25 protein-coding genes are annotated in these 25,289 nt (G+C 44.9%); 21 read left to right on the top strand and 4 right to left on the bottom strand.

From position 1 onward, the window contains the following. The 16 genes from Tfer_RS06275 (at position 1) to Tfer_RS06210 (ending at position 16,357) form a co-directional block, all read left to right on the top strand. On the top strand, positions 1 to 1,155 hold the full coding sequence (locus Tfer_RS06275) for a uroporphyrinogen decarboxylase family protein (protein ID WP_052217370.1): 1,155 nt from the start codon (positions 1 to 3) through the stop codon (positions 1,153 to 1,155). Between the two features lie 13 nt (positions 1,156 to 1,168). Then, the gene (locus Tfer_RS16710; protein ID WP_013121455.1) at positions 1,169 to 1,312 is read left to right on the top strand and encodes a hypothetical protein; all 144 of its coding nucleotides are present in this window, start codon (positions 1,169 to 1,171) and stop codon (positions 1,310 to 1,312) included. Positions 1,313 to 1,427: 115 nt separating this feature from the next. After that, entirely contained in the window at positions 1,428 to 2,660 is a 1,233-nt protein-coding gene (locus tag Tfer_RS06270; RefSeq protein WP_052217369.1) for an MFS transporter, read from the top strand. Positions 2,661 to 2,880: 220 nt separating this feature from the next. Further along, positions 2,881 to 3,561 carry a DUF1638 domain-containing protein gene (locus Tfer_RS06265; RefSeq protein WP_013121453.1) on the top strand — a complete coding sequence of 227 codons (681 nt, stop codon included), beginning with the start codon at positions 2,881 to 2,883 and terminating at the stop codon, positions 3,559 to 3,561. 36 nt (positions 3,562 to 3,597) lie between these two features. Continuing rightward, positions 3,598 to 4,275, top strand: a complete 678-nt coding sequence (locus Tfer_RS06260) for a cobalamin B12-binding domain-containing protein (RefSeq protein WP_013121452.1) — start codon at positions 3,598 to 3,600, stop codon at positions 4,273 to 4,275. Further along, a complete protein-coding gene (locus Tfer_RS06255) occupies positions 4,268 to 4,966 on the top strand; it encodes a GntR family transcriptional regulator (RefSeq protein WP_013121451.1) in 699 nt (232 codons plus the stop codon). Before Tfer_RS06260 ends, Tfer_RS06255 begins: the two co-directional genes overlap by 8 nt. Positions 4,967 to 5,178: 212 nt before the next feature. Continuing rightward, entirely contained in the window at positions 5,179 to 5,994 is an 816-nt protein-coding gene (locus Tfer_RS06250) for a methyltetrahydrofolate cobalamin methyltransferase (protein ID WP_052217368.1), read from the top strand. A 179-nt stretch (positions 5,995 to 6,173) separates the two neighbouring features. Continuing rightward, positions 6,174 to 6,812, top strand: coding sequence for a cobalamin B12-binding domain-containing protein (locus Tfer_RS06245; RefSeq protein ID WP_052217499.1), 639 nt, complete (start codon positions 6,174 to 6,176; stop codon positions 6,810 to 6,812). A 2-nt stretch (positions 6,813 to 6,814) separates the two neighbouring features. Beyond that, entirely contained in the window at positions 6,815 to 7,969 is a 1,155-nt protein-coding gene (locus Tfer_RS06240; protein ID WP_052217498.1) for a uroporphyrinogen decarboxylase family protein, read from the top strand. A 34-nt stretch (positions 7,970 to 8,003) separates the two neighbouring features. Next, positions 8,004 to 8,147 carry a hypothetical protein gene (locus tag Tfer_RS16705; protein WP_200901013.1) on the top strand — a complete coding sequence of 48 codons (144 nt, stop codon included), beginning with the start codon at positions 8,004 to 8,006 and terminating at the stop codon, positions 8,145 to 8,147. A 71-nt stretch (positions 8,148 to 8,218) separates the two neighbouring features. Further along, positions 8,219 to 9,586, top strand: coding sequence for an MFS transporter (locus Tfer_RS06235; RefSeq protein WP_052217367.1), 1,368 nt, complete (start codon positions 8,219 to 8,221; stop codon positions 9,584 to 9,586). Positions 9,587 to 9,844: 258 nt separating this feature from the next. Next, a complete protein-coding gene (locus tag Tfer_RS06230) occupies positions 9,845 to 11,200 on the top strand; it encodes an MFS transporter (protein WP_052217366.1) in 1,356 nt (451 codons plus the stop codon). Between the two features lie 187 nt (positions 11,201 to 11,387). Continuing rightward, positions 11,388 to 13,241 carry an ASKHA domain-containing protein gene (locus Tfer_RS06225; RefSeq protein ID WP_152908990.1) on the top strand — a complete coding sequence of 618 codons (1,854 nt, stop codon included), beginning with the start codon at positions 11,388 to 11,390 and terminating at the stop codon, positions 13,239 to 13,241. A 125-nt stretch (positions 13,242 to 13,366) separates the two neighbouring features. Continuing rightward, positions 13,367 to 14,077: a Vitamin B12 dependent methionine synthase activation subunit gene (locus Tfer_RS06220; RefSeq protein WP_052217365.1), complete on the top strand. Its 711-nt coding sequence runs from the start codon at positions 13,367 to 13,369 to the stop codon at positions 14,075 to 14,077. 139 nt (positions 14,078 to 14,216) lie between these two features. Then, complete coding sequence (locus Tfer_RS06215) at positions 14,217 to 15,383, top strand: multidrug effflux MFS transporter (RefSeq protein WP_052217364.1); 1,167 nt, start codon at positions 14,217 to 14,219, stop codon at positions 15,381 to 15,383. A gap of 290 nt (positions 15,384 to 15,673) precedes the next feature. Then, on the top strand, positions 15,674 to 16,357 hold the full coding sequence (locus Tfer_RS06210; RefSeq protein WP_052217363.1) for a helix-turn-helix transcriptional regulator: 684 nt from the start codon (positions 15,674 to 15,676) through the stop codon (positions 16,355 to 16,357). 242 nt (positions 16,358 to 16,599) lie between these two features. Here Tfer_RS06210 and Tfer_RS06205 read toward each other — a convergent pair whose 3' ends face one another. Both Tfer_RS06205 and Tfer_RS06200 read right to left on the bottom strand, forming a co-directional pair. Next, the gene (locus Tfer_RS06205; protein ID WP_052217362.1) at positions 16,600 to 17,958 is read right to left on the bottom strand and encodes a citrate/2-methylcitrate synthase; all 1,359 of its coding nucleotides are present in this window, start codon (positions 17,956 to 17,958) and stop codon (positions 16,600 to 16,602) included. A gap of 266 nt (positions 17,959 to 18,224) precedes the next feature. After that, positions 18,225 to 18,722 carry a 4Fe-4S binding protein gene (locus Tfer_RS06200; RefSeq protein WP_052217361.1) on the bottom strand — a complete coding sequence of 166 codons (498 nt, stop codon included), beginning with the start codon at positions 18,720 to 18,722 and terminating at the stop codon, positions 18,225 to 18,227. A 279-nt stretch (positions 18,723 to 19,001) separates the two neighbouring features. On the opposite strand from Tfer_RS06200, the gene Tfer_RS06195 reads away from it, so the two are divergent. The 3 genes from Tfer_RS06195 (at position 19,002) to Tfer_RS06185 (ending at position 20,880) form a co-directional block, all read left to right on the top strand. After that, positions 19,002 to 19,739, top strand: a complete 738-nt coding sequence (locus Tfer_RS06195; RefSeq protein WP_052217360.1) for an ABC transporter ATP-binding protein — start codon at positions 19,002 to 19,004, stop codon at positions 19,737 to 19,739. 1 nt (position 19,740) lies between these two features. Continuing rightward, positions 19,741 to 20,502 carry an ABC transporter permease gene (locus tag Tfer_RS06190; protein ID WP_052217359.1) on the top strand — a complete coding sequence of 254 codons (762 nt, stop codon included), beginning with the start codon at positions 19,741 to 19,743 and terminating at the stop codon, positions 20,500 to 20,502. A gap of 87 nt (positions 20,503 to 20,589) precedes the next feature. After that, complete coding sequence (locus tag Tfer_RS06185) at positions 20,590 to 20,880, top strand: hypothetical protein (protein ID WP_152908989.1); 291 nt, start codon at positions 20,590 to 20,592, stop codon at positions 20,878 to 20,880. A 121-nt stretch (positions 20,881 to 21,001) separates the two neighbouring features. Here Tfer_RS06185 and Tfer_RS06180 read toward each other — a convergent pair whose 3' ends face one another. After that, positions 21,002 to 22,378 (bottom strand): DEAD/DEAH box helicase, encoded by a 1,377-nt coding sequence (locus Tfer_RS06180; RefSeq protein ID WP_052217357.1) that lies wholly within the window; start codon positions 22,376 to 22,378, stop codon positions 21,002 to 21,004. Positions 22,379 to 22,537: 159 nt separating this feature from the next. Between Tfer_RS06180 and mnmL the strand changes: the two genes are divergently transcribed. Continuing rightward, the gene (mnmL, locus tag Tfer_RS06175; RefSeq protein ID WP_052217356.1) at positions 22,538 to 23,518 is read left to right on the top strand and encodes a tRNA modification radical SAM protein MnmL/YtqA; all 981 of its coding nucleotides are present in this window, start codon (positions 22,538 to 22,540) and stop codon (positions 23,516 to 23,518) included. Positions 23,519 to 23,797: 279 nt separating this feature from the next. Then, positions 23,798 to 24,238, top strand: a complete 441-nt coding sequence (locus tag Tfer_RS06170) for a ferritin-like domain-containing protein (RefSeq protein ID WP_013121433.1) — start codon at positions 23,798 to 23,800, stop codon at positions 24,236 to 24,238. On the opposite strand, the gene Tfer_RS06165 is transcribed toward Tfer_RS06170, so the two are convergent. Continuing rightward, positions 24,222 to 24,968, bottom strand: coding sequence for an MBL fold metallo-hydrolase (locus Tfer_RS06165; RefSeq protein WP_052217355.1), 747 nt, complete (start codon positions 24,966 to 24,968; stop codon positions 24,222 to 24,224). The two genes, Tfer_RS06170 and Tfer_RS06165, sit on opposite strands and share 17 nt — an antisense overlap. Positions 24,969 to 25,289: the final 321 nt, after the last annotated feature.

Raw genomic sequence — 25,289 nt, 5'->3', positions numbered from 1 at the left:
ATGTCCGATAAACTCGCATTGTCCCAAGAGCGGACTAAATTGTTTGAAGATATAATTGACGGTGTCATTCCCAAGAGAGTGCCTGTTAGCCACAATCTGCCCATCGAGTTTGCTATTCAGTATGCCGGAAAAGACTTGGCGGAAGCTCAGTGGGATACCTCACTACTTCCGGAGATATTTGAAAAAGTTTGTGCGGATTTTTATTCCGATACACTGCCTGTACTAGCTTTCAGGTTTCCTTCCTTTTACAAGATCCTGGGTGCCCGCAATTTTGTCATGAGCTCCAGCGGATTCCTGCAGCATCCTGAGGTTGAAGGGTTGGCTTTAGAAGATTATGATGCTTTCATCGAATCACCCTTCGACTGTATAGTAGAAAAGGTATTACCCCGGTTATACAGTGAACTTGATAAAGACCCAGTGGGTAAGGCTATGACTTTAGCCAAAGCCTTCACCGCCTTTAACGATGACATGGGCGCTGCCGCCATGTTATATGACAAACTGATAGAGAAATACGGCTATGCCCGTGTTAACCTTTTTGGCGGCATGTGTGAGGCACCTTTCGACTTCGTCGCTGACCAGTTAAGGGGTTTTAAGAATATTTCCATTGATGTTCGCCGGGTTCCTGATAAAGTGGAAGCGGCCGTTGAGGCAGTTACCCCATGGATGATCAAAATGGGCATGCAGCCTAACCCGACAAAAACATCGGCTACATTTATTCCTCTGCACATGGCACCCTATCTTCGGGATAAGGACTTTGAAAGATTCTACTGGCCAACCTTTAAGAAAACCGTTGATGGTTTAGCGGAGGCCGGCATTAAGTCATTCCTATTCGTAGAGCAAGACTGGATGCGTTATGTTGATTATTTAGCTGAACTGCCGGAAAACACCATCATGATGTTTGAGTACGGTGACCCCAAATTAGTCAAAGAAAAACTTGGCAAAAAGCATATCATTACCGGTTTCTATCCAATTTCCCTGTTAAAAACCGGGACCGAGCAGGAGTGTATTGACAAGGCTAAAGAGCTTATCGATATTTTGGCCCCGGGTGGCAGGTACTTCTTTGGTTTTGATAAGTCACCTATCACAGTGGACAGTGTTAACACCAGAAACCTCCAGGCTGTGCTGGAATACGTAGCTACCAACGCTAATTATTAAGGAGGGGTTGTAAGTGCAGGCCAAGTATTATAAAACCTGGGAACAGTATAAGGCAGAACATCCGGAAATTGATGAGAAACAGGAGAAGGTAATCGCTCCTAAAATGCAGAGTTATGAGGAACGGCTGTTTGCATTTATCATGTTCCTGTGTATCTAGAAAACTGCTTACTAATCGATACAGAGAGAGACCTGATTCTCTCTCTGTATTATTTTCTGTTTTTTTATTTTTTTACCAAGTAAATTGATGATGCAGGAGAGGAGTGAATTAAATCATGAGTGAAGGTACAAAGCCTTTGCTGTCGCCATATCGCTGGGTGATTCTCATAATCATGTGGTCTGCTGTATTTATCGGTATCGCCGCCCAGTTTCAGGTAGCAGCCTTGGCATATAAAATTATCCCTGATTTCAAACTGACACCTGGGCAGTATTCCATGATCCTGACAGCGCCTATGTTGGCCGGTGTATGTTTCAGTTTCGCGGCGGGCGCCTTAGCTGACCGCTTTGGTGTCAAAAAAGTGGTAGCAGTAGGGTTTGTCTTTTCGATAGTAGGAGTGTTTTTCCGGTTTGCCGCCCACAACTTCTGGGAAATGTTTATGCTGATGTTCCTGGCCGGAATCAGTCCGGGCCTCTTGAACGCCAACGTATCCAAGCTGCTGGGGGCATGGTTTCCCAGGGAACAGATGGGCACTGCCATGGGTATCTATTTTTCTGCCAGCGGTGTTGGTATGAGTGTCGCTTTGGCCACGTCGGCTTTCTTTCCAACAACCAAGAGCGCCTTTATTACTGCGGGTTTAATTATGCTGGTAATATGGATTTTATGGATGGCCTTTATTAAGCCCAAGCCTGAGGGCGCACCTGATCTGCCGGTCATGTCCGTGACCAAATATATTGGCGTAGCTGCCAGAAGCAAAAATGTCTGGCTGGTGGGTTTAGCCTTGATGTTTTTCATGGGTTCATCAATGGTATTTTCCGGTTTTCTTCCTAATGCATTAAACAAAGTGCATAGGATGAGTCCGGTAACAGCCGGGTTTATGGCCTCTATAGTGACCTTTGGTACCATTGTGGGCAGCATCTTAGGTCCCGTTATGTCCGACCGCATTGGAAAAATTAAGCCCTTTTTGGCCCCTGTGGCGGTTCTGGGAGCAATTGCCGGATATTCGTCCTGGCTGGTTGCTCAAGGGGCAGACATGGTAGCGCTGCTTGCCCTGCTTGGAATCTTCTCGGGAATATGCACGCCTTTACTTATGGCGTTCCCGATGCTGCTTCCGGAAATAGGCCCTGTTTATGCCGGAAGCGCCGGAGGTATCATCGGTACTCTGCAAGTTGTCGGGGCTGTCTTTATTCCATCTTTTATTATTGCCCCGTTGGCGGGCCAAAACTACAATATGCTATTTGCCCTGGGCAGTTTGTCATTTTTAATGATGGGCGTAGTGGCCTTGTTTCTGCCTGAATTGGGCGCCAAAGCCCGGGCTGAGGCGGGTCCTAACTCTATAGAAGCCATCTAGCCAAAAGAGGCGCCTGGCCCCCGGCACCTCCTAACATGTGCATCGGGTCATAAAAGAGAAAACCACCGGAATCCAAGAGTTGACAAAAATATTTAATAATTATAATATAATAATTAGTGGTATACTGCTGTATATACGTCTTGAGGGCGGTTTTCCCGGTTAAACTAACACCAGATGCTGTATTGTGACCTTACATTATTTTAGGCGAGGAATGATTTATATGAATTATACAATTATTGCCTGTGAGACGCTGCTTGATGAATTAAATTTGGCGATACGGGAAACGGGATGCCAATATCCGGTAATTTGGGTAGAATCAGAATATCATATAGATCCTAATGAATTAAGGAAAAGGTTGCAAAAGGAAATAGATGCACTGACTAACGTGGACAACATATTATTCGCCTACGGTTGCTGCGGTAACGGTCTGGTAGGTTTAAAGGCTTCTACGGCTAATTTAATTATTCCTAAGACTGATGATTGCATATCTATGGTATTAAGCGAGCCCGGCAAAATATTTGAACGCCGGAAAGAAACCTATTTCTTAACTAAAGGCTGGATGGAAAGTTCTAAAGGCTTGTTGAATGAATACTGGCATACTTTAAAACGTTATGGAGAAAAAAGGGCTAAGAAAATTTTTGCGCTAATGCTCAAGCACTATCATCATTTAATGCTTATTGACACAAAAGCATATAACCTGGAAGAGTGGTTGAACAAAGCCCGGGAGTTAGCCCAAAATACCCACCTGGAACTGGCTGTAACAGAAGGCGGCATTTGGTTTCTGAAAAAGCTGTTAACAGGGCCATATGATGAAAATTTCTGCGTCGTTAAAAAGGGTGAAACAGTCAATATCGGTCATTTTCGGCATCAGTACAGTGAGCCATCCCACCAGGCTATTTAGGTTACCACCTCAAAATACTTTATTGTGGAGGATCAAATGAAAGATCTAAAGAAAATGGAAGGAACAATTATAAAGCTGGTAGAGCAATTAGACGAAGAAAATGCCATAAAACTGGCTAACGAGGCGCTAAATGCAGGAATGCATCCGCTCCGCCTGCTGGAACTGATTAACGAAGGTATGAACAGGGTTGGCAAGCTGTATGAGAGCAAGGACTATTATATAGCAGACCTGATTATGGCCGGGCTTATTTTTAAGCAAGTGTTGGAATTAGATAAAATGACCGCTCATTTCCAAAGCAACCACGAGCAAAAGATTGGGAAAGTTATCGTTGGAACTGTAAAAGGCGACATTCATGATATTGGAAAAGACATATTCAGGGGCATGATGGAAGCCAACGGCTTTGAAGTTATTGATCTCGGGGTAGATGTTCCGAAAGAGATTTTTGTAAAAGAAGTTGAGGAACACAAACCCGATATTGTTGGGTTAAGCGGTGTACTCACATCTACTGTGGATGCAATGAAAGAGACAATTGATGCTTTTGTGGAAGCCGGGTTAAGACATAAAGCTAAATTTATCGTTGGCGGTAACCATCTTACAGAGGATGCATTAAGATTTATTGGCGCCGATGCTTTTGCCAATGACGCTGCTGTTGGCGTAAAAAAATGCATCGAATGGATTAATCGGACCGGACAGGGAGTAAATAAAAATGAGTAATCCTGTTTATATAAAAATAGCTGAAGAAATAAAGAATAAGATAAACCGCGCCGAATTAAAACCAGGTGATGCTATTGCTTCGGAAGCTGCATTGTGTAAAGAATTTGGGACCAGCCGGATGACTGTAAGAAAAAGCTTGGCCATTCTGGCCAACGAAGGATACATTTACTCAATTCCCGGTAAAGGTAACTTTGTTCGAAAGCCGCAACATAATAAATATATTCTTTATTACGACGAAATGAACAACGCTATTAATAGTGTTGACAAAACCAAGTTGCTGGAAGTCAATATTATCATGCCCGATGAAAAGCTGGCCGATGAATTACAGATTACCAGGAACAAAAACGTTATTATGATCCGTCGGTTGTTTTATACTGACGGCGACCCTGTAGCTTATGACGTTAAATATTTAATTTACCGTAAGGGGATGCCTATAGTGGAAAAAGAAATCGAACATGCTACCTTCACAGAAATGATTTCCGGCAGCACGTCCCTTTTTGCGATAAAAAAAGAACTCACCATTTATGCTCGAACTCCGGATGAGGATATAAAACGATATCTAAATATTTATAATGAATTGGCCTTAATGGTTGTGGAGCAGAAACTTTATAACAGTGAAGATAAGCCAATGGGGCTGGGAATTACATACTTTCGTGGAGACTATATTAAATTGCAGGGAATTAGCCAATGAATATTTTGCAATATAAAAACCCTTGGAAAGGACTGCATCAAAAATTTTGGTGCAGTTTATTTTTTTCGGGGCCTTAGGCAGTTGGATTGGGGGCAATTCATATTTTGTCGCATTTTAGTACTTCTTGACAAAATGATAAAATGTGATAAAATGAAATTGCATGTATATACAGGTAATTACTTGCTTACGAGAAGACAAAGGGGGTGAATTAATTGATTATCATTGGGGAAAAAATTAACGGTACCATTCCAAGTGTCAAAAAAGCAATAGAGGCCAAGGATGAAGAGTTTATTCGGGACCTGGCTGTCAGGCAGGCCGAGGCAGGAGCCGATTACATCGATGTCTGTGCAGGTACAGCGCCGGAGATCGAAGAGGAAACTTTGATCTGGCTGATGGACATTGTCCAGGATGCCGTTGATAAACCATTATGCATTGACAGCCCCAATCCAAGAACAATTGAAAAGGTTTTTCCATATGCCAAGCGGCCCGGAATAATTAACTCAGTATCCGAGGAAGGCGACAAATGCGAAGTTATTTACCCGATGATACAGGGCACAGAATGGCAGGTTATCGCATTGACCTGCGACAACAGGGGAATTCCGTCAGATGTTCAGACCAGGGTAGATATAACAAAGATTATGGTAGAAAAAGCACAAAAATACGGCATAACCCCCGACAGGATCCACATAGACCCATTGGTAATGGCCCTTTCCGCTGATAACAAATCTCTGCTGAACTTCATTGAGACACTGACCGCTGTAAAAGAATTGTACCCCACCATAAAAGTTACCTCAGGTTTAAGCAATATTTCTTTTGGTATGCCTTTAAGAAAGGTAATAAATCAACACTTTTTAACTATAGCAATGTATGCCGGCATGGATTCAGCCATTTTGGACCCCTGTAACAGGGACATGTTAACGACGCTGTTGGCAACGGAAGCGTTGCTTGGACGCGACCGGTTCTGCAGGAACTTTGCCAACGCATACCGGAAAAACAAAATTGGACCCGTTAAAGTGGTCGAAAAATAATTGGCATTACAATTGAAATTAGTTGGCAATGCAATTGTCTGAAATTTATGAGCGACTAAAATTGTCAGAAAATAAGAAATATTAGCATGTTTGATGACGGGCAGGGGGTGTAATTGAGTTAACCGGAAAAGTGCAGAGAGATTCGGCCTAATACAACTATTAAAGGAGGAGAAATGATTATGGTGGATTTGGAAAAGTTGACTCAGGCAGTAGGAGAACTTGACGAAGAAAAAGTATTGGCGATGTTGAAAGAATTTGTGGGAACTAACCCAAGTGGGGAAGAAGCAAACAAAGTAGTTAACGCGTGTCAGCAGGGAATGGCCATAGTCGGAGATTTATTTGAGAAAGGCGAGTACTTTGTTGGGGATTTGATATTTGCCGGGGAATTACTTACGGCAGCCATTGATACCTTAAAACCCGTTTTAGGTGGGGAGAAGGCCTCCAAGATTGGGAAAATAGTACTTGGTACAGTTGAAGGGGACTTACATGACATAGGCAAAAATATTTTTGCCAGCATGGCTGAAGCGGCAGGATTTGAGGTATATGACCTGGGAATAGATGTGCCGGCCGATAAGTTTGTAGAAAAAGTAAAAGAAATAAAGCCGCAAATCCTGGGGATGAGCGGGGTGCTGACCCTTGCCCTGGATGCCATGAAAAAGACAGTAGATGCCGTTAAAGAAGCAGGACTGCGTGATGACATAAAAATAATCATCGGAGGAAACCCTGTTACTGACGATGCATGCAAGCAGATAGGCGCTGATGCATTCACGACCAACGCCGCTGAAGGCGTAAAAATCTGTCAGGGGTGGGTGATGTAATGATGGCGGATGTTACCGCATTAGCCAAAGAAAGGGAACAGATTTTCAGGGATCTTTTCAGCGGAAAGACCCCTAAAAGGGTGCCGGTGAGCAATCCGGCAACTCTGGAATATGCGATTCAGTATTATGGTGAGGACCTGGCAGTGGTTCAATGGGATGTACCCAGCATGGAACCGATTCTTGACAAGTTTTGCCAGGAGTTTCCGACGGATACTACTCCCATAGGCAGTTTAAGGCTCCCTGCCTTTTACCAAATGTTGGGTTCCAAGGCTATTGTCATGGGTTCCGGCGGTTTTATGCAGCACCCGGAGGTAGTGGGTCTGCTGGCAGAAGAATACGATGACTTTATTGCAGCCCCCTATGATTTTATTATTGACACTGTTTTGCCCAGGTTATATACCGAGCTTGATGCAGAGCCCAGTCAAAAGGCTCTGGTTTTGGCCAAAGCAATGAAGGCTTATTACGACGATTACGGTACCCTGGCCCAGATTAGGGAAAGAATTAATGCCAAACATGGTCTGGTGGCCCCGGCGGTTGCCTTGACAGAAGCTCCTTTTGATTTTTTAGCTGATTTTCTGAGGAGCTTTAAAGGGATTTCCGGTGATGTAAGGAGATATCCTGATAAGGTTCTGGCGGCCTGTGAAGCAGTACTGCCTTTGATGATCAAGAAGGGCAAGCTGCCGGCTCCGGGGATTCTTGGTTTTACCTTTATTCCTTTGCACATGGCTCCTTATATGCGTGATAAGGACTTTGAAAAATTCTACTGGCCCACGTTTAAGAAACTGGTAGAAGAATGTGTTGCTATGGGACAAAATGTGCAACTGTTTGTAGAACATGATTGGATGAGATATCTGGATTACCTGTATGAATTACCGGAAAACACAATTATGAGGTTTGAATACGGTGACCCGAAACTTGTTGCAGAAAAACTGGGCAAAAAGCACATTATTTCCGGCTTCTATCCTGTTACCTTGCTGCAGACTGGAACTGAAGAACAATGTATTGATAAAGCTAAAGAATTACTGGATATTCTGGCGCCAACCGGCAAATATTGGTTCCAGGCTGACAAGAGTATCATCAACGCTGATAAAGAAGGCAAGGTAGCCAAAAACCTGCGGGCTGTATTAAGCTACATTATGGAAAACGGTAGTTATTAAAGCGGCTACATTTAGCCAAGGAAGGAGGGGGAATATGAATTCCAAATATTACATGACCTGGGAAGAATACAGGGAAAAGCATCCTGAACTGGAAGGACGACCGGAAAAAGTAATCGCTCCGAAAATAGAAAAGTATGAAGACATGATGTTCAATTTCATTTTGAACTTACTGCTGTAATGGTCCGCCGGAATAATCCGGCGGATAAATAGGGTAGAGGAGGCCACATTGATTAAAAGGGGGAGAATGTAATGGTACAGCAATTAAAAAAGTCAATTATTAATTTGTACGGATTACCTTCATTCGGATTTCAGTTGTTTGTAAATATGGAAGTATTCTATTTTGCAGCCTTTTTGACTGACTTTGCAAAGCTCCCGATGGCTTTAGTCGGCACCGTATTGCTTATTACCAGTATATTCGATATTGTATGGGTGCCTACAGCAGGAGTTATTTTGGAAAAGAGCAACATGAGGTGGGGCAAATACCGTTCATGGTTACTGGTAGGGCCTCCTTTCGCAGCTTTGTTTTTCGTTTTGCAGTTTTCTAAAATTGGTTCCCCAACGTTGAATGCTGTTTTAATTACAATCGGCTTTGTTGTAAGCCACCTGATTTGGAACATATATTATGCAGGGCACATTGCCATGAACTCCTCATTGACGCCTGTAAGAGAAGAAAGAATTGCTATGGCGTCAAACAGGGGTATGTTCAACGGATTAGGAGCCATAGCTTTTTCATTGGTCGGTATGCCGCTGATTACTGCTCTGGGAAGCAAAGACAATCCGGCCATAGGTTATACCCTTACTGTTGTAATTACCGGTCTTGTAATGATAGCCTGCTATTATGTGCTTTTCTTTATAACTAAGGACTACGCTCACAGCGGAACGGCAGAAGCCGGTCAGCCGTCAGAAAAACTGTCTGTGGCAGACATGCTGAAGCAAATTGTAATCAACCCGCCTCTTATAGGGTTAATGTTAGGTGAACTTGGTAGGTTTATGGGAAGATTTGTTATATTCGGTTTGGCCTTCTACTATTTCAAATATGTTGTTAACAATCTGGCTGTAATTACCATATTCTTTACCGGTCTTAACGTGGTTATATTCCTGGGTTCTGCACTTGCCAACCCATTGGCCAAAAAATTCGGTGAGAGGAATGTTTATATTTTATCACTGTTAATATTTATTTGCTGCTTGCTGGCAATATGGGCATTTCCAATGAATTACGTTTCTTTTATGATCTTAATGTTCGTGGCCTATTTGGGATATGCAATGCCTGATGCATTAAGTGTTGCCATGTACTCAGCTACTGTTGAATATGGTGAATGGAAAACAGGGAAAAATGCGAGAGGCTTTATTATGTCGCTGATTAGTTTCCCCATTAAGACTGCGATACTTTTAAGGAGCGTTGTTATTACTGCTATCCTTGCAGGGGCAGGGTATGTTGCGGAGATGGCGCCTACACCGGAACTGGTAAACGGTATCAAAAGCGGAATTACGCTGATACCTGCTCTTATCTTGTTGGCAGGGCTGTTACTAATATCATTCCTGTATAAAATCACGCCTCAGAAATTGGAGCAAATGCAAAAAGAGATTGCAGCAGGAAAGGCAGGACAAGCTGTTTAATTTAAGCTATTTGCTTGAACAAGCTGATCCTTGCCAGAGAAGCGCATTGCAAAAACACGGGGAAGAGAGATGACTGGGATCATCTCTCTTCCCATAAATAAAAAAGTAAAAAGTTTGAATACCTTGCAAATAATATACAAAAAATCTACCGTTTAAAATGGTATCTACTTGTATATACATGTCTAGTATAGCATGAATTGTTTTGTTTGTCAATGACGAATGGTTAGTTAAAATGTTTATACAGAAAGGAGAAGTCACATGGCGGTCAGACCTTCTGCCAGTGTTATAAATCTTTTTAGTATTGGAGAAACGGGCTTTCAGCTTATGATGTATTTGGCGGTTACCTATTATGCCTATTTTTTAACGGATGTGGCGGCTGTTGGGGCGGCAACAGCAGGTACAATACTGTTAATTGCCCGCATCGGTGATGCGATTTCCGTGCCTATTGCCGGGGCGATCATAGAAAAAACCAACCCCAGATGGGGAAAATACCGTTCCTGGCTGTTGATGGCGCCTCCGGTCACGGCCATCCTGTTTATCCTGATGTTTACTAACTTCAGCGCCATGAACACTGCAACAAAGGCTGTAGTCCTGGGGGTATTATATGTGTGTGCGCATTTTTCTGTGAACCTTGCCTGGAGCGCACAAACTGCCCTTATACCTGTTATCGGCGTAGAACAGGAGGATAGGGTAGCCCTTTCTTCCCGAAGACAGCAAGCTGTTTCTGCCGCTCAGATCCTGTTGGGTATTATTGCCATGCCCATGGTCATCACCCTGGGAGGGGGTAACGAGGCCAGAGGCTTCTTCCTCACCGTTACTGTTTTTGCCATTTTGCAGGTGCTCGGTTATAGATTAATGGCCCGTGTGTCCAAACCCTGGGTAATGGACCTTCAAACGGAAGCAAAGCAGACCGTGACACTGGGAGATATGTTGAAGCAGATTTTCTCTAACAAGTATTTGTTGATATTCTTTATGGTTGAGGTATGTATCCTTACTGCCAGGTACATGATTCTGGGGCTGAACGTTTACTATTTCAAATATGTCGCCCAGAACATGATGCTCTCCTCTGCTTTCTTTACCGTTGTCAGTGTGGGAATGTTAGTGGGTGCTTTTGCCGGTGGATTACTGGCCAAAAAGGCTACCAAGAAACAAATTTATGTATTGGGTTTGAGTTTTGAGGTCATTTGCTTTGCCCTGATGTGGGTAGTTGCTGAAAATCCTATAGCTTTTATTGCCCTGAACGGTTTAGTATCCTTCGGCACAGGCCTGGCCAATTCGGTGATGTACGCTGTCTATGCCGATATATCTGAATACAGTGAATGGAAAACCGGTAAGAATGCTAAGGGACTGATTATGTCCTTAAGCGCTCTTCCAATTAAACTGGGGGTAGCTTTAAGCGGCGCCATTATCGGCTTTAGTCTGGCCGCCATTGGCTATGTGGCCGGGGCAGAACCAACTGCTGAGTTAACCAGGTCCATTATTTTGGTAGCCTCTATGGTACCGGGCTCTATAGCTGCCTTGGCACTTATCGGAGTATTTTTTTACCGCCTAGATGAAAAAAGAGTTCAGGAAATAAGACAGGAAATTCAGGCCAGAAAGAGTATTGCTGCCTAACGAATGGTGCAGGCGCAACAACAAATGCGCTGAAAGAGCTAAAATATGTCTGGGAATAGAAAAAAGAAGATTAATACAAAGAGAGAGTTTTTCTCTCTCTTTGTATTATCTTCTGGCATAATGAAGGTTGGCAATTTGTCTCGGCAGTCAAACTGCGAAGTCATATCAATAACTGGGGTGATTACTATTGAACCGTTACCAGGTATTATTTCAACCGGGGGACCTGAAAGTAGAAGTAATGGAAGGCAGTACTATAATGGAAATAATGAATGAGGCGGGAATCGACTTAGATTTCCCTTGCGGAGGCAGGGGGAAGTGCGGCAAATGCCGGGTGAAAATTTTACAGGGAGCGGGTCAACCGACAGCTCAGGAAATGGATATCCTTGAAGAAGAAGAACTTAAACAGGGTGTCCGCCTGGCTTGTTTAACTAAAGTTTACGGCAATATTTCCGTAGAGCTGCCAAATTATAAAAAGCTGGAGCACAATATCTTAATAGCTTCAGAGGAAAGGTCTTTTCAGGTTGAGCCGCACCTGAAGAAAGTATTTGTTGAAGTGGACAGGCCGGTCCTGGAAAACCAGCGCTCAGACTGGCAGCGTTTCAGGGACAGTCTTGCCAGAGGCGGTTACGACCGTCTTGACGGGGAGACGCCGATTGCCCTTCTTCGCCGGCTGCCGGAGACCCTTCGTGCAGCTCAACATCGGGTCACTGCCGTTATGTATGGCGGTAAAGTAGTGGGAATCGAGGAACAGGATACCACTGCAACTATGCTGGGAATGGCGTTTGATATCGGGACCACTACCATTGTGGGATACCTCCTGGACCTTTATTCTGGAAAAGAGTTGAGCGTTGTATCAACTCTTAATCCTCAGACCAAATACGGCGCTGATGTCATTTCACGTATCAATTTTGTAGGTCAGGAAGAACAGGGGCTTAATAAGTTGCAGACTGCTGTAGTAGAAGCACTGAATAAACTGATTGGTGAAGCGGCAGAAAAAGCAGGAATCAGCAGGAACCATATCTACGGGGTTTCAATTGCTGCCAACACCTGTATGCATCATCTTTTTTTGGGCATTAGTCCCCAAAGTATTGCCGTATCGCCATATGTACCGGCTGTCAGTGAACCGGTAGTGGCAAAGGCTGCAGAACTCCGAATTGACATAAATCCGGCCGGAAAGATATTTGTGCTGCCCAATATTGCCGGCTTTGTCGGGGCCGATACGGCAGCGGTATTATTGGCTGTGGAATTGGACCGGAGTGACGATATCAAGCTGGTCATAGATATTGGCACCAACGGGGAAATTGCCCTCGGATCAAAAGAAAAGATGGTGGCCTGTTCCGCTGCAGCGGGGCCGGCTTTTGAAGGGGCCCAGATCAGCAGTGGAATGAGGGGGGCCATAGGTGCCATTGACCATGTTTTCTTCAGAGATAAACTGGATTATACTGTGATAGGAGGGGTTAGTCCCCTGGGTATCTGCGGGTCTGCTTTACTTGACGTAATAGCAGGATTAGTGGAGCTGGGCATTATTGATAAACGGGGGAGATTACTGTCTTATGATAAATTAACCAATCCTGCGGCTAAAGTATACAAAGACCACCTTGTTCAGTATGAGGACCAACCGGCATTTATGCTTGTGGACGCAGAGCAAACGGGCCACGGCAGGCCGATTATGGTTACCCAGAACGATATCCGGCAATTGCAGTTGGCCAAGGGCGCAATGGCGGCAGGTGTGCAGGTTTTGATGGATACGCTTGGTATCCGGGTAAGTGATATAAAAGAAGTTCTGCTGGCCGGTGCTTTCGGCAACTATTTAAACCCGCACAGCGCATGTGTGATCGGACTGATTCCGCCGGAGCTGGAAAGCAAGATTAAGACAATTGGCAACGCTGCGGGTACCGGTGCCAAACTGGCTTTACTTTCCGCAAGTGAATACCGCAGAGCTGCTGAAATTGCCGGTAAGGTAAATTTTGTTGAATTAGGCAGTTACCCCAAATTCAACAGCATTTTTGCCCAATCTACGTATTTTCAGCCGACTCGTTAATTATACCGGTTATTTGGTTGGAAATTATATTCAGCAAGGCTTCCGGTTAGTTGCTTTACTTTGTTTCTAGTGTTTAATTGCTTTATTTTGTTTATCTAAGCTTAAGGAAAAAGGATTGATGGAAAATGAAAGAACCGACAATTTGGGAAATTCCTCTGCCGGAAGTGACTTTGGACGAACTTTTCCAGGCCGAAGGGGCGGATTACCTTAAAAGCCCTCCCCGCCCGGGTATGGTGGAATTACGCCGCCAGATATTAGAGGAAGCAGCATCTTTGATTTGTCCCATCGCGATATGGCGTGAGGTTGGTATATCCGGCACCGGGGGACAGGAGCTATTTCTTGAGGGAGGGCAGAAGTTAACCAGTCGGCTCTTGGTGAAGGTGGCAGGAACGGCCGATAAGTTAATGTTCTTTGCCGTGACTATTGGAAAAGACCTGGAAGATCGTGTAGATTACTATAAGAAGACGGGCAAAATATTTCAGGCTTTTGTCCTTGATGCGGCCGGGAGCGCCTTTGTTGCCAAAAGCAGTATGTCCGCAGTGGGGAAAATTGAGGAGGTATGCCGACACTCGGGACGGGAAATAACTTTCCCTTTGGGACCCGGTCACTCCTACTGGACATCTCTTGATGATATGCAGACTATTGTTCACTTTCTTCAAGCAGGTAAAATCGGCCTTCACCTGACGGATTCAAACATTATTATACCCCGTAAATCCATTGCGATGGTAACAGGGGTGGGACAAAATCTGCCGGACATGAAAGGGAAAACCCATTGTGATTTTTGCGACCGTCAAAAAAACTGTAATATGAATAAATTTGGGTCTAAGCGCTGTTAATTGATAGTACCGAGGAACTATTGTCAAAATGATTAGATATATTCCAAGAAAGGTTTGAGTGTTCAGAATGGCAAATCTTGCACAAGGTTTAAGTGTTACGACTTCAGTTCGATTGTCTACAAAACCACAGCGGGTACGGATGGCCATAGTGCTGGGCGCATTGACCGCATTGGGGCCGTTATCCATTGATATGTATCTACCGGCCTTGCCTGGGCTGGCCAGGGATTTGCATACCACTGCATCCCTCGCGCAATTAAGCTTGACTTCTTTTCTCTTAGGATTAGCATTAGGACAATTACTGGCCGGGCCTTTCAGTGATATACGCGGGCGCCGTGTACCATTACTCGGTGGGCTTATAATCTATTCGGTTTCATCGTTGCTGTGTGCTCTTAGCCCTTCTGCCTGGATGCTGATTGTGCTGCGGTTCCTGCAAGGCCTGGCGGGAGCTGCGGGTATAGTAATAGCCCGCGCCATTGCCAGGGATCTTTATTCGGGGTCAAAGCTAACCAAATTTGTTTCCCGTTTAATGTTGGTTAACGGTGCCGCACCGGTCCTTGCACCCATTGCGGGGGGCCAGCTTTTGCGGTTCACCTCCTGGCACGGAGTGTTTGTTGTTTTGACTGTTGTGGGGATTAGCTTATTTATGGCAGTTTTTTTCTGGATACCTGAGACACTGCCTGTTGCAAGCCGGGCCAGGGGAGGGATCGGCAACACCTTAGGAGTATTGCGCCAATTGGTTTGCGACCGCACTTTTATGGGATATGCATTAGCTCAAGGCATGGTTTCTGCGGCCATGTTTGCCTATATTTCCGGTTCGCCTTTCGTTCTGCAAAATATTTTCGGTGTTTCACCGCAGATGTTCAGCCTGTTATTTGCAATTAACAGCTTTGGAATTATTATTGCCGGTCAGGTTACCGGCAGACTGGCGGGGATAGTCAGTGAAACCAAACTGTTTACCACGGGAATTGGAATATCGTTTTTAGGAGGTATTTCGCTTCTTGTCGCAATATTGACTAAGGCAGGATTATTCCCCATTTTACCACCTTTGTTTATGGTAGTTTCGAGTGTTGGGATTGTGGGCTCTGCAGGTTTTTCGCTGGCCATGCAAAATCAGGGGCATGCGGCAGGCAGCGCATCGGGGTTGCTTGGAGTGCTCTCATTTATTTTAGGCGCTTTCGCCGCCCCACTTGTCGGTCTTGGCGGGAGCCATACAGCCATACCTCTTGGTGTAGTGATTGCTGCCGCCGGCTTTGGGTCAGTTCTGTGCTATATGTTTCTAATACGCCGGCGAATAGCCAAGGTTTAAAACCTGTAGGAGTAAGGGGTCGGGACAGAGGTTGGCAAACAGGTTTTTATAAGCTATATGTCAATTACTGGGGGTGACAATATTCTCTCGAATATTGTCATTTTTTTGTTTGGTAGAAATTCCTAATAAGATAGTTAGACTTAGTCATTTTCTGCTCTTGACAAAAGGTAGACAGCGTGGTAATTTATAATTAAATACATGTATATACAAGTAGATACATTTTTGCTGTGGAGAAAATTGTCCTGGGCAAATAAGGAAACTAAGAGGAATTCGAAAGGAGTACATAAGTGATGAGCCCTTTAGTCACTATAACTAAAAACCGCAATCAACATCTTTTGCAAAAGGAACGGGAACTGGCAAGCAAGATTAGGGTAGGAGAACTTGACCATGTCTGGGATATTTTTGATGATATACTTATGAATATATATAGAATGGAACTTTATAATATTGAAGTAATAAAGGTCAGGGTTTTGGAACTCATGCTGGTATTGTCCAGGGCGGCAATTGACAGTGGAGCCGACTACGGGAAAATTTCGGAGATAAACCACGATTTTGTAACTTATATTGCGGGCCTGAAAACGATTGAAGGCGTATCTCAGTTTGCCCGCCAGATTTTACAGGCTTATATCGAAAGTAGGCCAGCAAAAAACCCCAGAGGAGAGGAATTGGTACAGCAGGTTAAGGAATTTATTTTAAAAAATTACCACAGGCGAATTACCTTGGAGGACATAGCCAAATCTGTTCACATAAGCCAGTATTACCTGAGCCACTTGTTTAAAGAGGTTGAAGGGATTTCGGTAATAGAATATTTGACCAAAGTCAGGATAGAAAAAGCCAAGATACTTCTTCGCAACCCTAAATACAGTATTTATGAGATTTCAGAAAAACTGGGGTTTAAAGAGCCCAGCTACTTTACGAGGGTTTTCAGAAGCAGAGAAGGCAGGACGCCCAGCCAGTTCAGGAAACTAGGGTAAACCAACTAGGCCAGTATATAGGAGGGGTGGGTGGGGTGACCCGGCTACCCCGGAGCTTTGTGCTGCAAACCCTGGCCAGGCAGGCAGCGTTCCCGAACTCGATGGCTCATATTGCATTTCTAATAAGTCAGGCCGCCTCCCGTCCGGGCACTCAACCTGCGTTGAGCGCCGGACTTCCCGGCGGCCTTCGCCATCTTCGAACATGCGGGAACTCCCTGCCTTCCCGGCTGGAAATTAATTTATTACTGCCGCTCCGCCAGGGGCACGTATTCCTTTCTGGTAACTACGCTTTTGTAAGCCGGTCGCATAATAGTCTTTACGCTGATGAGTTCTTCCAGCCTATGGGCGCACCAGCCGGCTATCCTGGAAATGGCAAAAAGCGGTGTACACAGTTCACTGGGAATACCCAGCATATCGTAAACGAAGCCTGAATAAAAGTCTACATTTACACAGAGATGCTTTTTTGACTTTTTTACCCGCACAAAGACCTTGGGAGCCAGTTTTTCTATAGTAGTATAGAGATTGAATTCGTCCAGCCGGTTTTTTTCCTGAGCCAAGTCGAAAGCCTTCTTTTTCAGCAGTACCGCCCGTGGGTCTGACAAGGTATAAACAGCATGCCCGAGGCCATAAATCAGCCCCGATTTATCAAAAGCTTCCCGGGTCAGGATTTTTTCCAGGTACCATTCGATTTCTTCTTCATCGGTCCAGTCGGTAACATGCTCTTTAATATTTTCCATCATCTTCATAACCTGCAGGTTGGCTCCGCCATGCTTGGGCCCTTTCAGGGAACCCACAGCTGCGGCAATGGCTGAATAGGTATCAGTACCGGTGGAAGACACCACCCGGGTAGTGAAAGCTGAGTTATTCCCGCCACCGTGTTCAGCATGCAGGACCAGTGACAGATCAAGCAGGTCAGCCTCTGTTTTGGTATATTCTCCCGTCTGTCTGATCATGTATAGGAAGTTTTCCGCTGTACTGAGTTCGGGCCGGGGTTTATGAATAAACATACTCTGCCCTTTATGGTAATGGGCCAGGGCCTGATAGCCATAAGCCACAAAAACAGGGAAACGGGCGATCAATTCAATACTCTGCCTGAGGACATTTTTAATCCTGATATCGTCGGGATTGGGGTCGTAGGAATAGCAGGCCAAAACACTGCGGGCCAATTTATTCATGATGTTTTTGCTGGGCGCTTTCAGAATCATGTCCCGCATAAAGCCTTCCGGTAAGATCCTGTAATTACCCATCATTTGCCGGAATTTAGCCAGGTGTTCGGCATTAGGTAATTGGCCGAAAAGGAGCAGGTAACAAACTTCCTCGAAACCGTGGCGCCCTTCTTTTTGAAAACCGTTAACAATGTCCTGGATATTAATCCCCCGGTAAGTAAGGCGCCCTTCAACAGGGATTACCTCTTCTTCGTCAACGATGTAGCCGTGTACCTCGCCGATTTCGGTAAGCCCAACCAATACACCTGTTCCGTTACTGTTGCGCAAACCTTTTTTGACATCGTATTTTGTGTAATTTTCTGTATTAATTTTATTATTGGTTTTAGCTAGTACAGTAAGTTCGTCAATAAACTCAAGGTAGTCCTTATTGCTCATATCGTAGACCTCCATTATCACGCCAAGGCTAATAATTTCTCAAATATATTGTGTGATTTGACCGTAAATTACTTATCTTCTGCCAAAACAATGCATTTTCCTGCCTCTAAGGCAAGATTTGTTTCGTTTTTTGCCCGTAACATATTTTGGCTTTTGTGCACATTTGTGTCTCCGGGGAATTACTACTATAAGTTAAAATAATTCTATAAATAAAGATACTCACCTTTAGGAATGTTTTGCCGAAAAAAAGCTGCCCGGCGGCAGCTTTAACTTTTGTCTTTATTGTGTTTGTCCAGCTTTTTTCTGGCTCTCACGGCAAAGGTGGACAGGGTTCCCATGGGGCAAACGGAGCACCATGTCCGGGGTTGGTATTTTATGCCCAGTACAATGGCAAAAAAGGTTGTAATCAAAATCAGCCGTTCAAAAACAAGGCCGATGAGGGCGGGGTTGCCATGGGCTTTATAGATGCCCCAGGCAAAATTACCCAACAGAAAAATTAATATGCCGTTTTTTACGTAATCTGTGGTAAGTAGTTTGGGGATTTTGCCACGGGTACTCATGCGGCTTATTATCTTACCCAAAAAACTACCCCGCGGACAAAAAGAACCGCACCATATCCGGCCGCCTTTAACGTAACCATATACTACGGGGGCGGCCATACATACAACGGCTACTATCCCGATAGGGGGATAAAACCAGCCCGCTATTAAAAAAACGATAAGAATAATCCAGACCCAATCGGTAAGTGACAGTTTTTTACTCATTATTTCCCGAACCTCGCTTATTTTACTACCAGTCGTTATTATTGTTTTCATATGCCGGATTTTTATTTACAAATAGAAAATTTTTCGAATATGCAGGGAACCTTGGTTTGATATATCCTGCGGCAAGTCTCCTGGTGAACCAGATTCAGCGGAGCCCCTACAGAATTTTATCTAGCAAGGACGTTTTTCATGGTATAATAAACTCAGAATCGGTAATTAATGCCGGAAGAAAAGAGCTCTTTGCTTAACAATTTTTGACAGAAAGCGGCGAAGGATTAGATGGAAGGGCAAAAGGAAGTCTTGAGATTAAATAGGGTTGGGTTTCGTAAGAGTGAAAAAACTATCCTGCAGGACATTAGCTTTTCAGTGCTGGAAGGTGAAACTGTTGCCATCGTCGGACCTTCAGGAGCGGGGAAGAGTACCTTGCTTTTTTTGCTGAACCGGCTGGCAGACCCCACGGAAGGCAGCATATATTATCTGGACAAACCGTTAAATTGCTATCCTGTTTTGGAACTGCGTCGGCAAATAGGCATGGTTCTGCAGCAGCCGGTCTTATTCCCGGGTACCCTTAGGGAAAATATCCTTTATGGGCCGTTTCTGGCAGGCCGGGATAGGGTAGTTGACCTGAGGAAATATATAGACCTGGCCGGTTTGGGCGGTATTGCACTGGACCGGGAAGTAAGTGAACTTTCAGGCGGGGAAAAACAACGGGTTGCCTTGGCGAGAACCCTTGCCAATGAACCGGCGGTCCTTCTCCTGGACGAACCCACCTCGGCCCTGGATCCAGGTTCAACAGACGTGGTGGAAAAGACTGTCCAGCTTTTAAAAAAGAAAAAACGTCTATCTTGTGTGTGGATTACCCATAACCTGGAGCAGGCCCGGCGTATCAGTGACAAAATCCTTGTGTTGATCAACGGCAGGGCAGCGGCTTTTGGAGACACTGAAACAATTCTGACGGACCCTGCTTATCGTCAGGCCAGGGCTTTTTTAACCAGTGGAAAAAATAGGGGGGAATAAAGTGAGCAACGCGGCGCTTTTAGCATCTTCGGGATTGGTTCTTTTTACCCTGCTTATTTCATATTGGCAACACCTAAAATTAGAAAAAGAAATTTTTATCGGTACGGTCCGGGCAGTTGTGCAACTGTTTGTGATCGGGTTTGTTCTCAAATACATATTTGACCTCAACGACTGGCGGTTCACGTTAGCGATGCTGTTTGTTATGACCGTTGTAGCCTCAGTAAATGCCGCCAAAAGAGGGAAGGGCATTCCCAGAGTACTTTTTATTACCACTTCCGCCATTCTGGCAGGAGCCTCCATTACCCTTGCCATTCTTATAACTGTACAGGCAATTGCTTTTGTTCCCTCAGAGACTATCCCCGTGGCCGGCATGGTGATCGGCAATTCCATGGCTGCTACAGGCCTGACGTTGACTCGTTTGAGACAGGCTATCGAAGAAAAACGCTGGGAGATTATCACTTCTTTATCTCTGGGAGCGACGCCCAGGCAGGCTGTTGTCGGTAGCCTGCAGAAAGCAATTAAAATGGGCATGATGCCAACCATTGATTCCCTGAAAACAATGGGTATTGTCCAGTTACCGGGCATGATGACGGGTTTAATACTGGCCGGGACAAATCCCGTTATTGCCGTACGCTATCAAATCATGGTGGTGTTTATGATCAGCGCGGCTGTGAGTATATCCTGCTTTGTGGCAAGTACATTGGCTTACCGCAGTTTTTTTACCGCTGCTTATCAATTACGAACTGATTTGCTTACCAAATAACCGCCCCAAACAAAATAATTTTTTTCGTGACACCGGTCACATACAAAAACGGCTTTTGGTGGAAAAATGTTATTAGAGGTGAATGAGATGAATTCGTTATTGCCCATCAAATTAGCCGTTTCATTTGTCACCGGATTTTTGTTTTGGTTTTTCGTTCTGTTAATCATGACGGCCTATGCATTTATGCCGGGCAAAGAGGCGCATTCCGTAGTTTTTATGGCTGTTGTTCCTGTTCTTTACCTGGTCGGAACAACTTTGTTTTTTAATAAGTTGTTTAAAAACCATGGTTGGAAAGAGAGTTTAATTAACTTTGGCTTAATCCTTTGCATGGCGGGATTATCCCTGGTGATTCTTGATACCATATCAAAAATAATGTAGGAAAAACTGTCAGAAACCGGTCACCGGTTTTCCGTCAATATTGACATCCACCTGTCCCAGGTGGACGGCCAAAGCCTTTACTTATTTTAATTTTACCTCAGCCGGAAACATTGGGCAACTGTTAAAGCCTGAGCATGGATTTCAGCAGTTTCTCATTTTCTGCTGTATCTTCCTCGCCGGTCAGAATGTTGTCCAGTTCGCCGATACATTCCTTAAACAGGGCGATTTTACTGCCCAGAATGTGAAAAATCTTCTCTTCTACCGTATCCTGCAGCACAAAATTATATACGTATACTTCGTCGGCGGTTTGGCCCAGTCGGTCAATCCGGCCAATCCTCTGTTCCACCTTCATGGGGTTCCAGGGCAGGTCAAAGTTTACTATCACGTTGCAGAACTGGAAGTTTAAGCCTTGGCTTCCTGAATCGGTGCATATCATGACCCGGTAATCTTTGTTTTGAAACAGCCATTTGGTGTACTCTTTTTGATTGCGCCTTAACTTGCCGTTAAAATGGATAAAGTTGATACCCAATTCGTTGAGCCAGCGCCCGATAAAGAACTGCGTCTGCATGTATTCGGTAAAGACTAGGATTTTACCTGGATGTTTCTGCAAAATAGCCTGCAGATGATATAATTTCATGGGCAGGGGGCATTCTTCGAGCAGAGGCAGTAGTTCTTCCCGGCCCATATTCTGCAAAGTGGCGTACAAAGCCGAAGGGCTGCTGCAATACTCTTTGGTCAGGGTGAGGCGCAGAAAGGACCCCCTGAGCTCCTGCAGGGCCTCGTAGATCTGTTTTTCTTCCGGCCGCAACCTGATAGGTATAAGTTGTACCCTTCTCTGGACCTTCTTTTCTGTCTGGTCCCTGGTGAGATTGCGAATCATTATATCGGACAGCTTATCCTTCAATTCGGCCATCAGGGCCTTGGGATGCAGTTGGTAGTATTCCAGGAAACTTTTATAGTCTCTGAAAAGGGTAGGGCGGACCAGACTGACCAGGTTATAGATTTCTTCCAGGTTATTTTGCAGTGGGGTTGCAGTCAATAATATCAATCCCCTGGTTTTTAAGTCATTGACCAGTTTCCAGTTTTCAGTTTTCCTGTTTTTCAGCTTATGTGCTTCATCGACAATGACCAGGTCGTAAAAACGGGAAAGTAGCATCTCCCGGTGTTCGGCCCGCTTGGCTTTATCGAGAGAACCGATCACAAAGTTATAATCCCAACCCCATGGTCCTTTACGGCAAATCCAGAAATTCAGGTCAAATTTTTTATAGAGCTCGTCACACCATTGGTGTAGCAGTGTTGCCGGGGTGAGCACCAGGATGTTCCTGTTTTTGTCCTGGTGAACCAGTTCTTTAATCACCAGTCCTGCCTCGATTGTTTTGCCCAGTCCCACTTCATCGGCGATTAAGGCCCGGCAGTCCATCTGGTGGAGTATGCGGTGTGCCGTTTCGATCTGGTATTGGTGTGGTTTGAAAGGCAAATCCTGTAAACACTGCAGCAAAAGGAAACCACCCCCGATAAAAGATTTACGCAATTAGTATTTACCTGCAAATTTAAAGGCATGGCAGGTAGTTTTTGTTTTCCCTGTAAAGATAGGGTTTATATTGGCCTGTTATCGGTGTACAATATCACTGAGACCAGATAAGGAAATGGGGATTTGATGAGATTGGCAGAGGGAAAAAGGTATAACGATTATTCCAGCCACTTGGCTGAAAAATTCGGCGGAAAGGTTTATAAACTGCCTGTAAACATACCGGGAACGTGCCCGAACAGGGACGGTGTGCTGGGGCACGGTGGGTGCATATTTTGTGATGAGGAAGGGTCCGGTTTTGAGTGTCTGCCCAACACCCTCACGGTCAGGGAACAGATCAGGGAAAATAAAAAATTCTTTATGAAGCGTTTCCATGCGCAAAAATTTATTGCCTATTTTCAGGCCTTTACCAATACCTACCTGCCTTTTGACCGGTTTTGTAGCAATATGCGGGAAGCTGTTGAGGACGAAGATATAATCGGGATTTCTGTCTCCACCCGGCCTGACTGTATAAATGACGCTTATCTTGATTTCGTGGCCTCCCTGCAAAGGGAACGGAATCTGGCCATTGATATAGAATTGGGCCTACAGACAGTAAATTATCATACGCTGCAGAAAATCAACCGGGGGCACGGACTGGCGGAGTTTATAGATGCCGTGTTGCGAATCAAGCAGAGAGGATTTGCGGTGGTTAGCCATATCATCCTGAACCTGCCCTGGGATGATGAAACCGATGTTATCGAAAACGCAAAGATATTATCGGCCCTGGGGGTTGATTATGTTAAATTGCATTCCTTGTATATAGTGAAAAGGACGGTTTTGGGCGATATGTACAGTCGCGGGGAGTTTAAGGTTATTTCCCTGGAAGAATATGTGCGGCGGGTGGTGACTTTTTTGGAATACCTGGACCCGGCTATAGTCATCCAAAGGCTGGTAGGCAAAGGACCGCAGGGGAACATGTATTTTTGCAACTGGGACACGAGTTGGTGGAAGATCAAACAGTTGATCGAGGAGACGATGGAACGGTTGGATACCAAGCAGGGGGCCAAATTTGACTATTTAAACGGCAAGGCCCTTTTTGCCCGCAAATTTATGGACAGGTATAGTTAACCACTGAGAACACAGAGTCCACTGAGGACACAGAGAATTTATTGTAAAAGTTTATCTGGCAATGGTGTATTAATTTATTTACTAATAAATTTTACCGTTCACTTTTTTCGGTATTTTCTCAGTGCTCTTTGAGTCCTCTGTGGTAATTTTTTAAAACCAAAGAATACCTGAGAAGCAGAAACTTATAAGTAATGAATTCTCTGTGGTGATAAGCTAATAACTTTTTGGGGGGTGGGCGCATAGATTATAAGGAAACTAAACTGTTGAGGTGATAATGTTATGTTTCCTTATCACTATCCCACCGACCATCGGTCTCTGTTTGACAATTTTGGTAAGTTCTTGCGGGATGTGGAGAAGGCTGCCAATGATGAAGCACAGGCGGCGCTGTTTTATACGCAGCTAATGGATATGGCCGAGAAGGAATTTGACAAAGAGCAAATAAAACATGCCCGTGATGATGAAAGAAAGCATTTGTGCCAACTGCGCCGGTTATATTACAGTCTTACGGGCCGCTATCCGGCGGTAGAAGAGCCTGTTCCGACCGAGACCACTTATAAGGCTGGGTTAAGAAAAGCTTTTCAGGACGAATTGGAGGCGGCAGAGTTTTACCGGGCCATGCTGTTGGCGACCCGGGATATGCACATAAGGGACCTGTTATTTGAAATCATGATTGATGAGATGGAACACGCTGACCGGTTTAGTTTTATTTATCCAAAATAGAAATAATGTTTTCTTTTTCGGTACCAAGAGTGGTGCTCGGACCGTGCCCCGGATAAACCACTGTGTTATCCGGGAGGGCTAGGAGTTTTTTTAGTGAAGCAGTTAAAGCTTCGGGGCTGCTGTCGGGGAAATCTGTACGGCCCACTACTGCGCCTTTGAAGAGGGTATCGCCGCTGAACAGGAGATTGCCGGCCTTAATGCAGATACTGCCCGGCGAATGCCCCGGCGTCTCTATGATTTCCAGAGTGACGCGACCTATTTTAAGGGCAGACCGCCCCGACAATGGAACGGTTTGCACTCCGGTTTTTACCCTGGACCCAAATAAAGCGGACAGGTTTTTCACCGGGTCCGCCGGCTTGTATTGGTCAGCCGCATGGATAAAGACTTCTAATGAAGGATATTTTTCTTTGAGAGCAGTAAGGCCGATGATATGGTCAAAATGCCCGTGGGTCAGGATTACATGAATGGGCAAGAGTTTTTCTTTTTCCAATTTGGACATAATTTCTGCCGGTTTTCCGGCATCGATTACGGCAGCTTTGCCGCCACTGCTGACAATGTAACTGTTGGCAGCGTTATTGTCTCCGGGGATTGGATATACCGTTATTTCCGGGCTTTTTCCGTCTTTCGGCCGTTCTACACACCCGGTAACCAAAAAGGTTACAGAAATTACAACCGCCAGAAGACAGTTAACTGATTTAAAGGATGTATATTTTTGACCCAAAAGGACCATTTCTTTTTCCCTCCGGCTAAAATAAAAGCAGGGTAGAAATATCCTACTTCCGATCAAAGACGTAGGGTGAGCTGCGAAAAGACGCTGCACCGGTACTTTTGGGCCGCTGTACCGGTGAAACAACCGTTGCTCCAAGTCTACGGGCAGAGCCGGTGTAAACTCCGTTCGGTTGAAATTATTGAGTCGCAACTTGTTGTTTCACCGGGCAGCGGCCTCTTTCTCACCCTTACCCAAGGCAGGGTAGGCAGGGTTCTCCGCCTACCGTTTGGGAGCGACTGCGCCCACAAAACCGCTGCCGGGCAGGCAGGGAGTTCCCGCATG

Origin of the sequence: Thermincola ferriacetica (genome assembly GCF_001263415.1) — a bacterium.
Taxonomy (GTDB): Bacteria; Bacillota; Thermincolia; order Thermincolales; family Thermincolaceae; genus Thermincola; species Thermincola ferriacetica.
The sequence above is the reverse complement of the archived record's forward strand: the minus strand, read 5'-3'. Positions and strand labels throughout refer to the sequence as shown.

Coding starts and splice junctions, on each gene's coding strand:
- Tfer_RS06245 (WP_052217499.1), top strand. CDS start 6,174: ATGGTGGATTTGGAAAAGTTGACTCAGGCAGTAGGAGAACTTGACGAA.
- Tfer_RS06205 (WP_052217362.1), bottom strand. CDS start 17,958: ATGAGCAATAAGGACTACCTTGAGTTTATTGACGAACTTACTGTACTA.
- Tfer_RS06170 (WP_013121433.1), top strand. CDS start 23,798: ATGTTTCCTTATCACTATCCCACCGACCATCGGTCTCTGTTTGACAAT.
- Tfer_RS06265 (WP_013121453.1), top strand. CDS start 2,881: ATGAATTATACAATTATTGCCTGTGAGACGCTGCTTGATGAATTAAAT.
- Tfer_RS06260 (WP_013121452.1), top strand. CDS start 3,598: ATGAAAGATCTAAAGAAAATGGAAGGAACAATTATAAAGCTGGTAGAG.
- Tfer_RS06200 (WP_052217361.1), bottom strand. CDS start 18,722: ATGAGTAAAAAACTGTCACTTACCGATTGGGTCTGGATTATTCTTATC.
- Tfer_RS06275 (WP_052217370.1), top strand. CDS start 1: ATGTCCGATAAACTCGCATTGTCCCAAGAGCGGACTAAATTGTTTGAA.
- Tfer_RS06210 (WP_052217363.1), top strand. CDS start 15,674: ATGAGCCCTTTAGTCACTATAACTAAAAACCGCAATCAACATCTTTTG.
- Tfer_RS06240 (WP_052217498.1), top strand. CDS start 6,815: ATGGCGGATGTTACCGCATTAGCCAAAGAAAGGGAACAGATTTTCAGG.
- Tfer_RS06235 (WP_052217367.1), top strand. CDS start 8,219: ATGGTACAGCAATTAAAAAAGTCAATTATTAATTTGTACGGATTACCT.
- Tfer_RS06255 (WP_013121451.1), top strand. CDS start 4,268: ATGAGTAATCCTGTTTATATAAAAATAGCTGAAGAAATAAAGAATAAG.
- Tfer_RS06165 (WP_052217355.1), bottom strand. CDS start 24,968: ATGGTCCTTTTGGGTCAAAAATATACATCCTTTAAATCAGTTAACTGT.
- Tfer_RS16705 (WP_200901013.1), top strand. CDS start 8,004: ATGAATTCCAAATATTACATGACCTGGGAAGAATACAGGGAAAAGCAT.
- Tfer_RS06195 (WP_052217360.1), top strand. CDS start 19,002: ATGGAAGGGCAAAAGGAAGTCTTGAGATTAAATAGGGTTGGGTTTCGT.
- Tfer_RS06230 (WP_052217366.1), top strand. CDS start 9,845: ATGGCGGTCAGACCTTCTGCCAGTGTTATAAATCTTTTTAGTATTGGA.
- Tfer_RS06185 (WP_152908989.1), top strand. CDS start 20,590: ATGAATTCGTTATTGCCCATCAAATTAGCCGTTTCATTTGTCACCGGA.
- Tfer_RS06215 (WP_052217364.1), top strand. CDS start 14,217: ATGGCCATAGTGCTGGGCGCATTGACCGCATTGGGGCCGTTATCCATT.
- Tfer_RS06220 (WP_052217365.1), top strand. CDS start 13,367: ATGAAAGAACCGACAATTTGGGAAATTCCTCTGCCGGAAGTGACTTTG.
- mnmL (WP_052217356.1), top strand. CDS start 22,538: ATGAGATTGGCAGAGGGAAAAAGGTATAACGATTATTCCAGCCACTTG.
- Tfer_RS06270 (WP_052217369.1), top strand. CDS start 1,428: ATGAGTGAAGGTACAAAGCCTTTGCTGTCGCCATATCGCTGGGTGATT.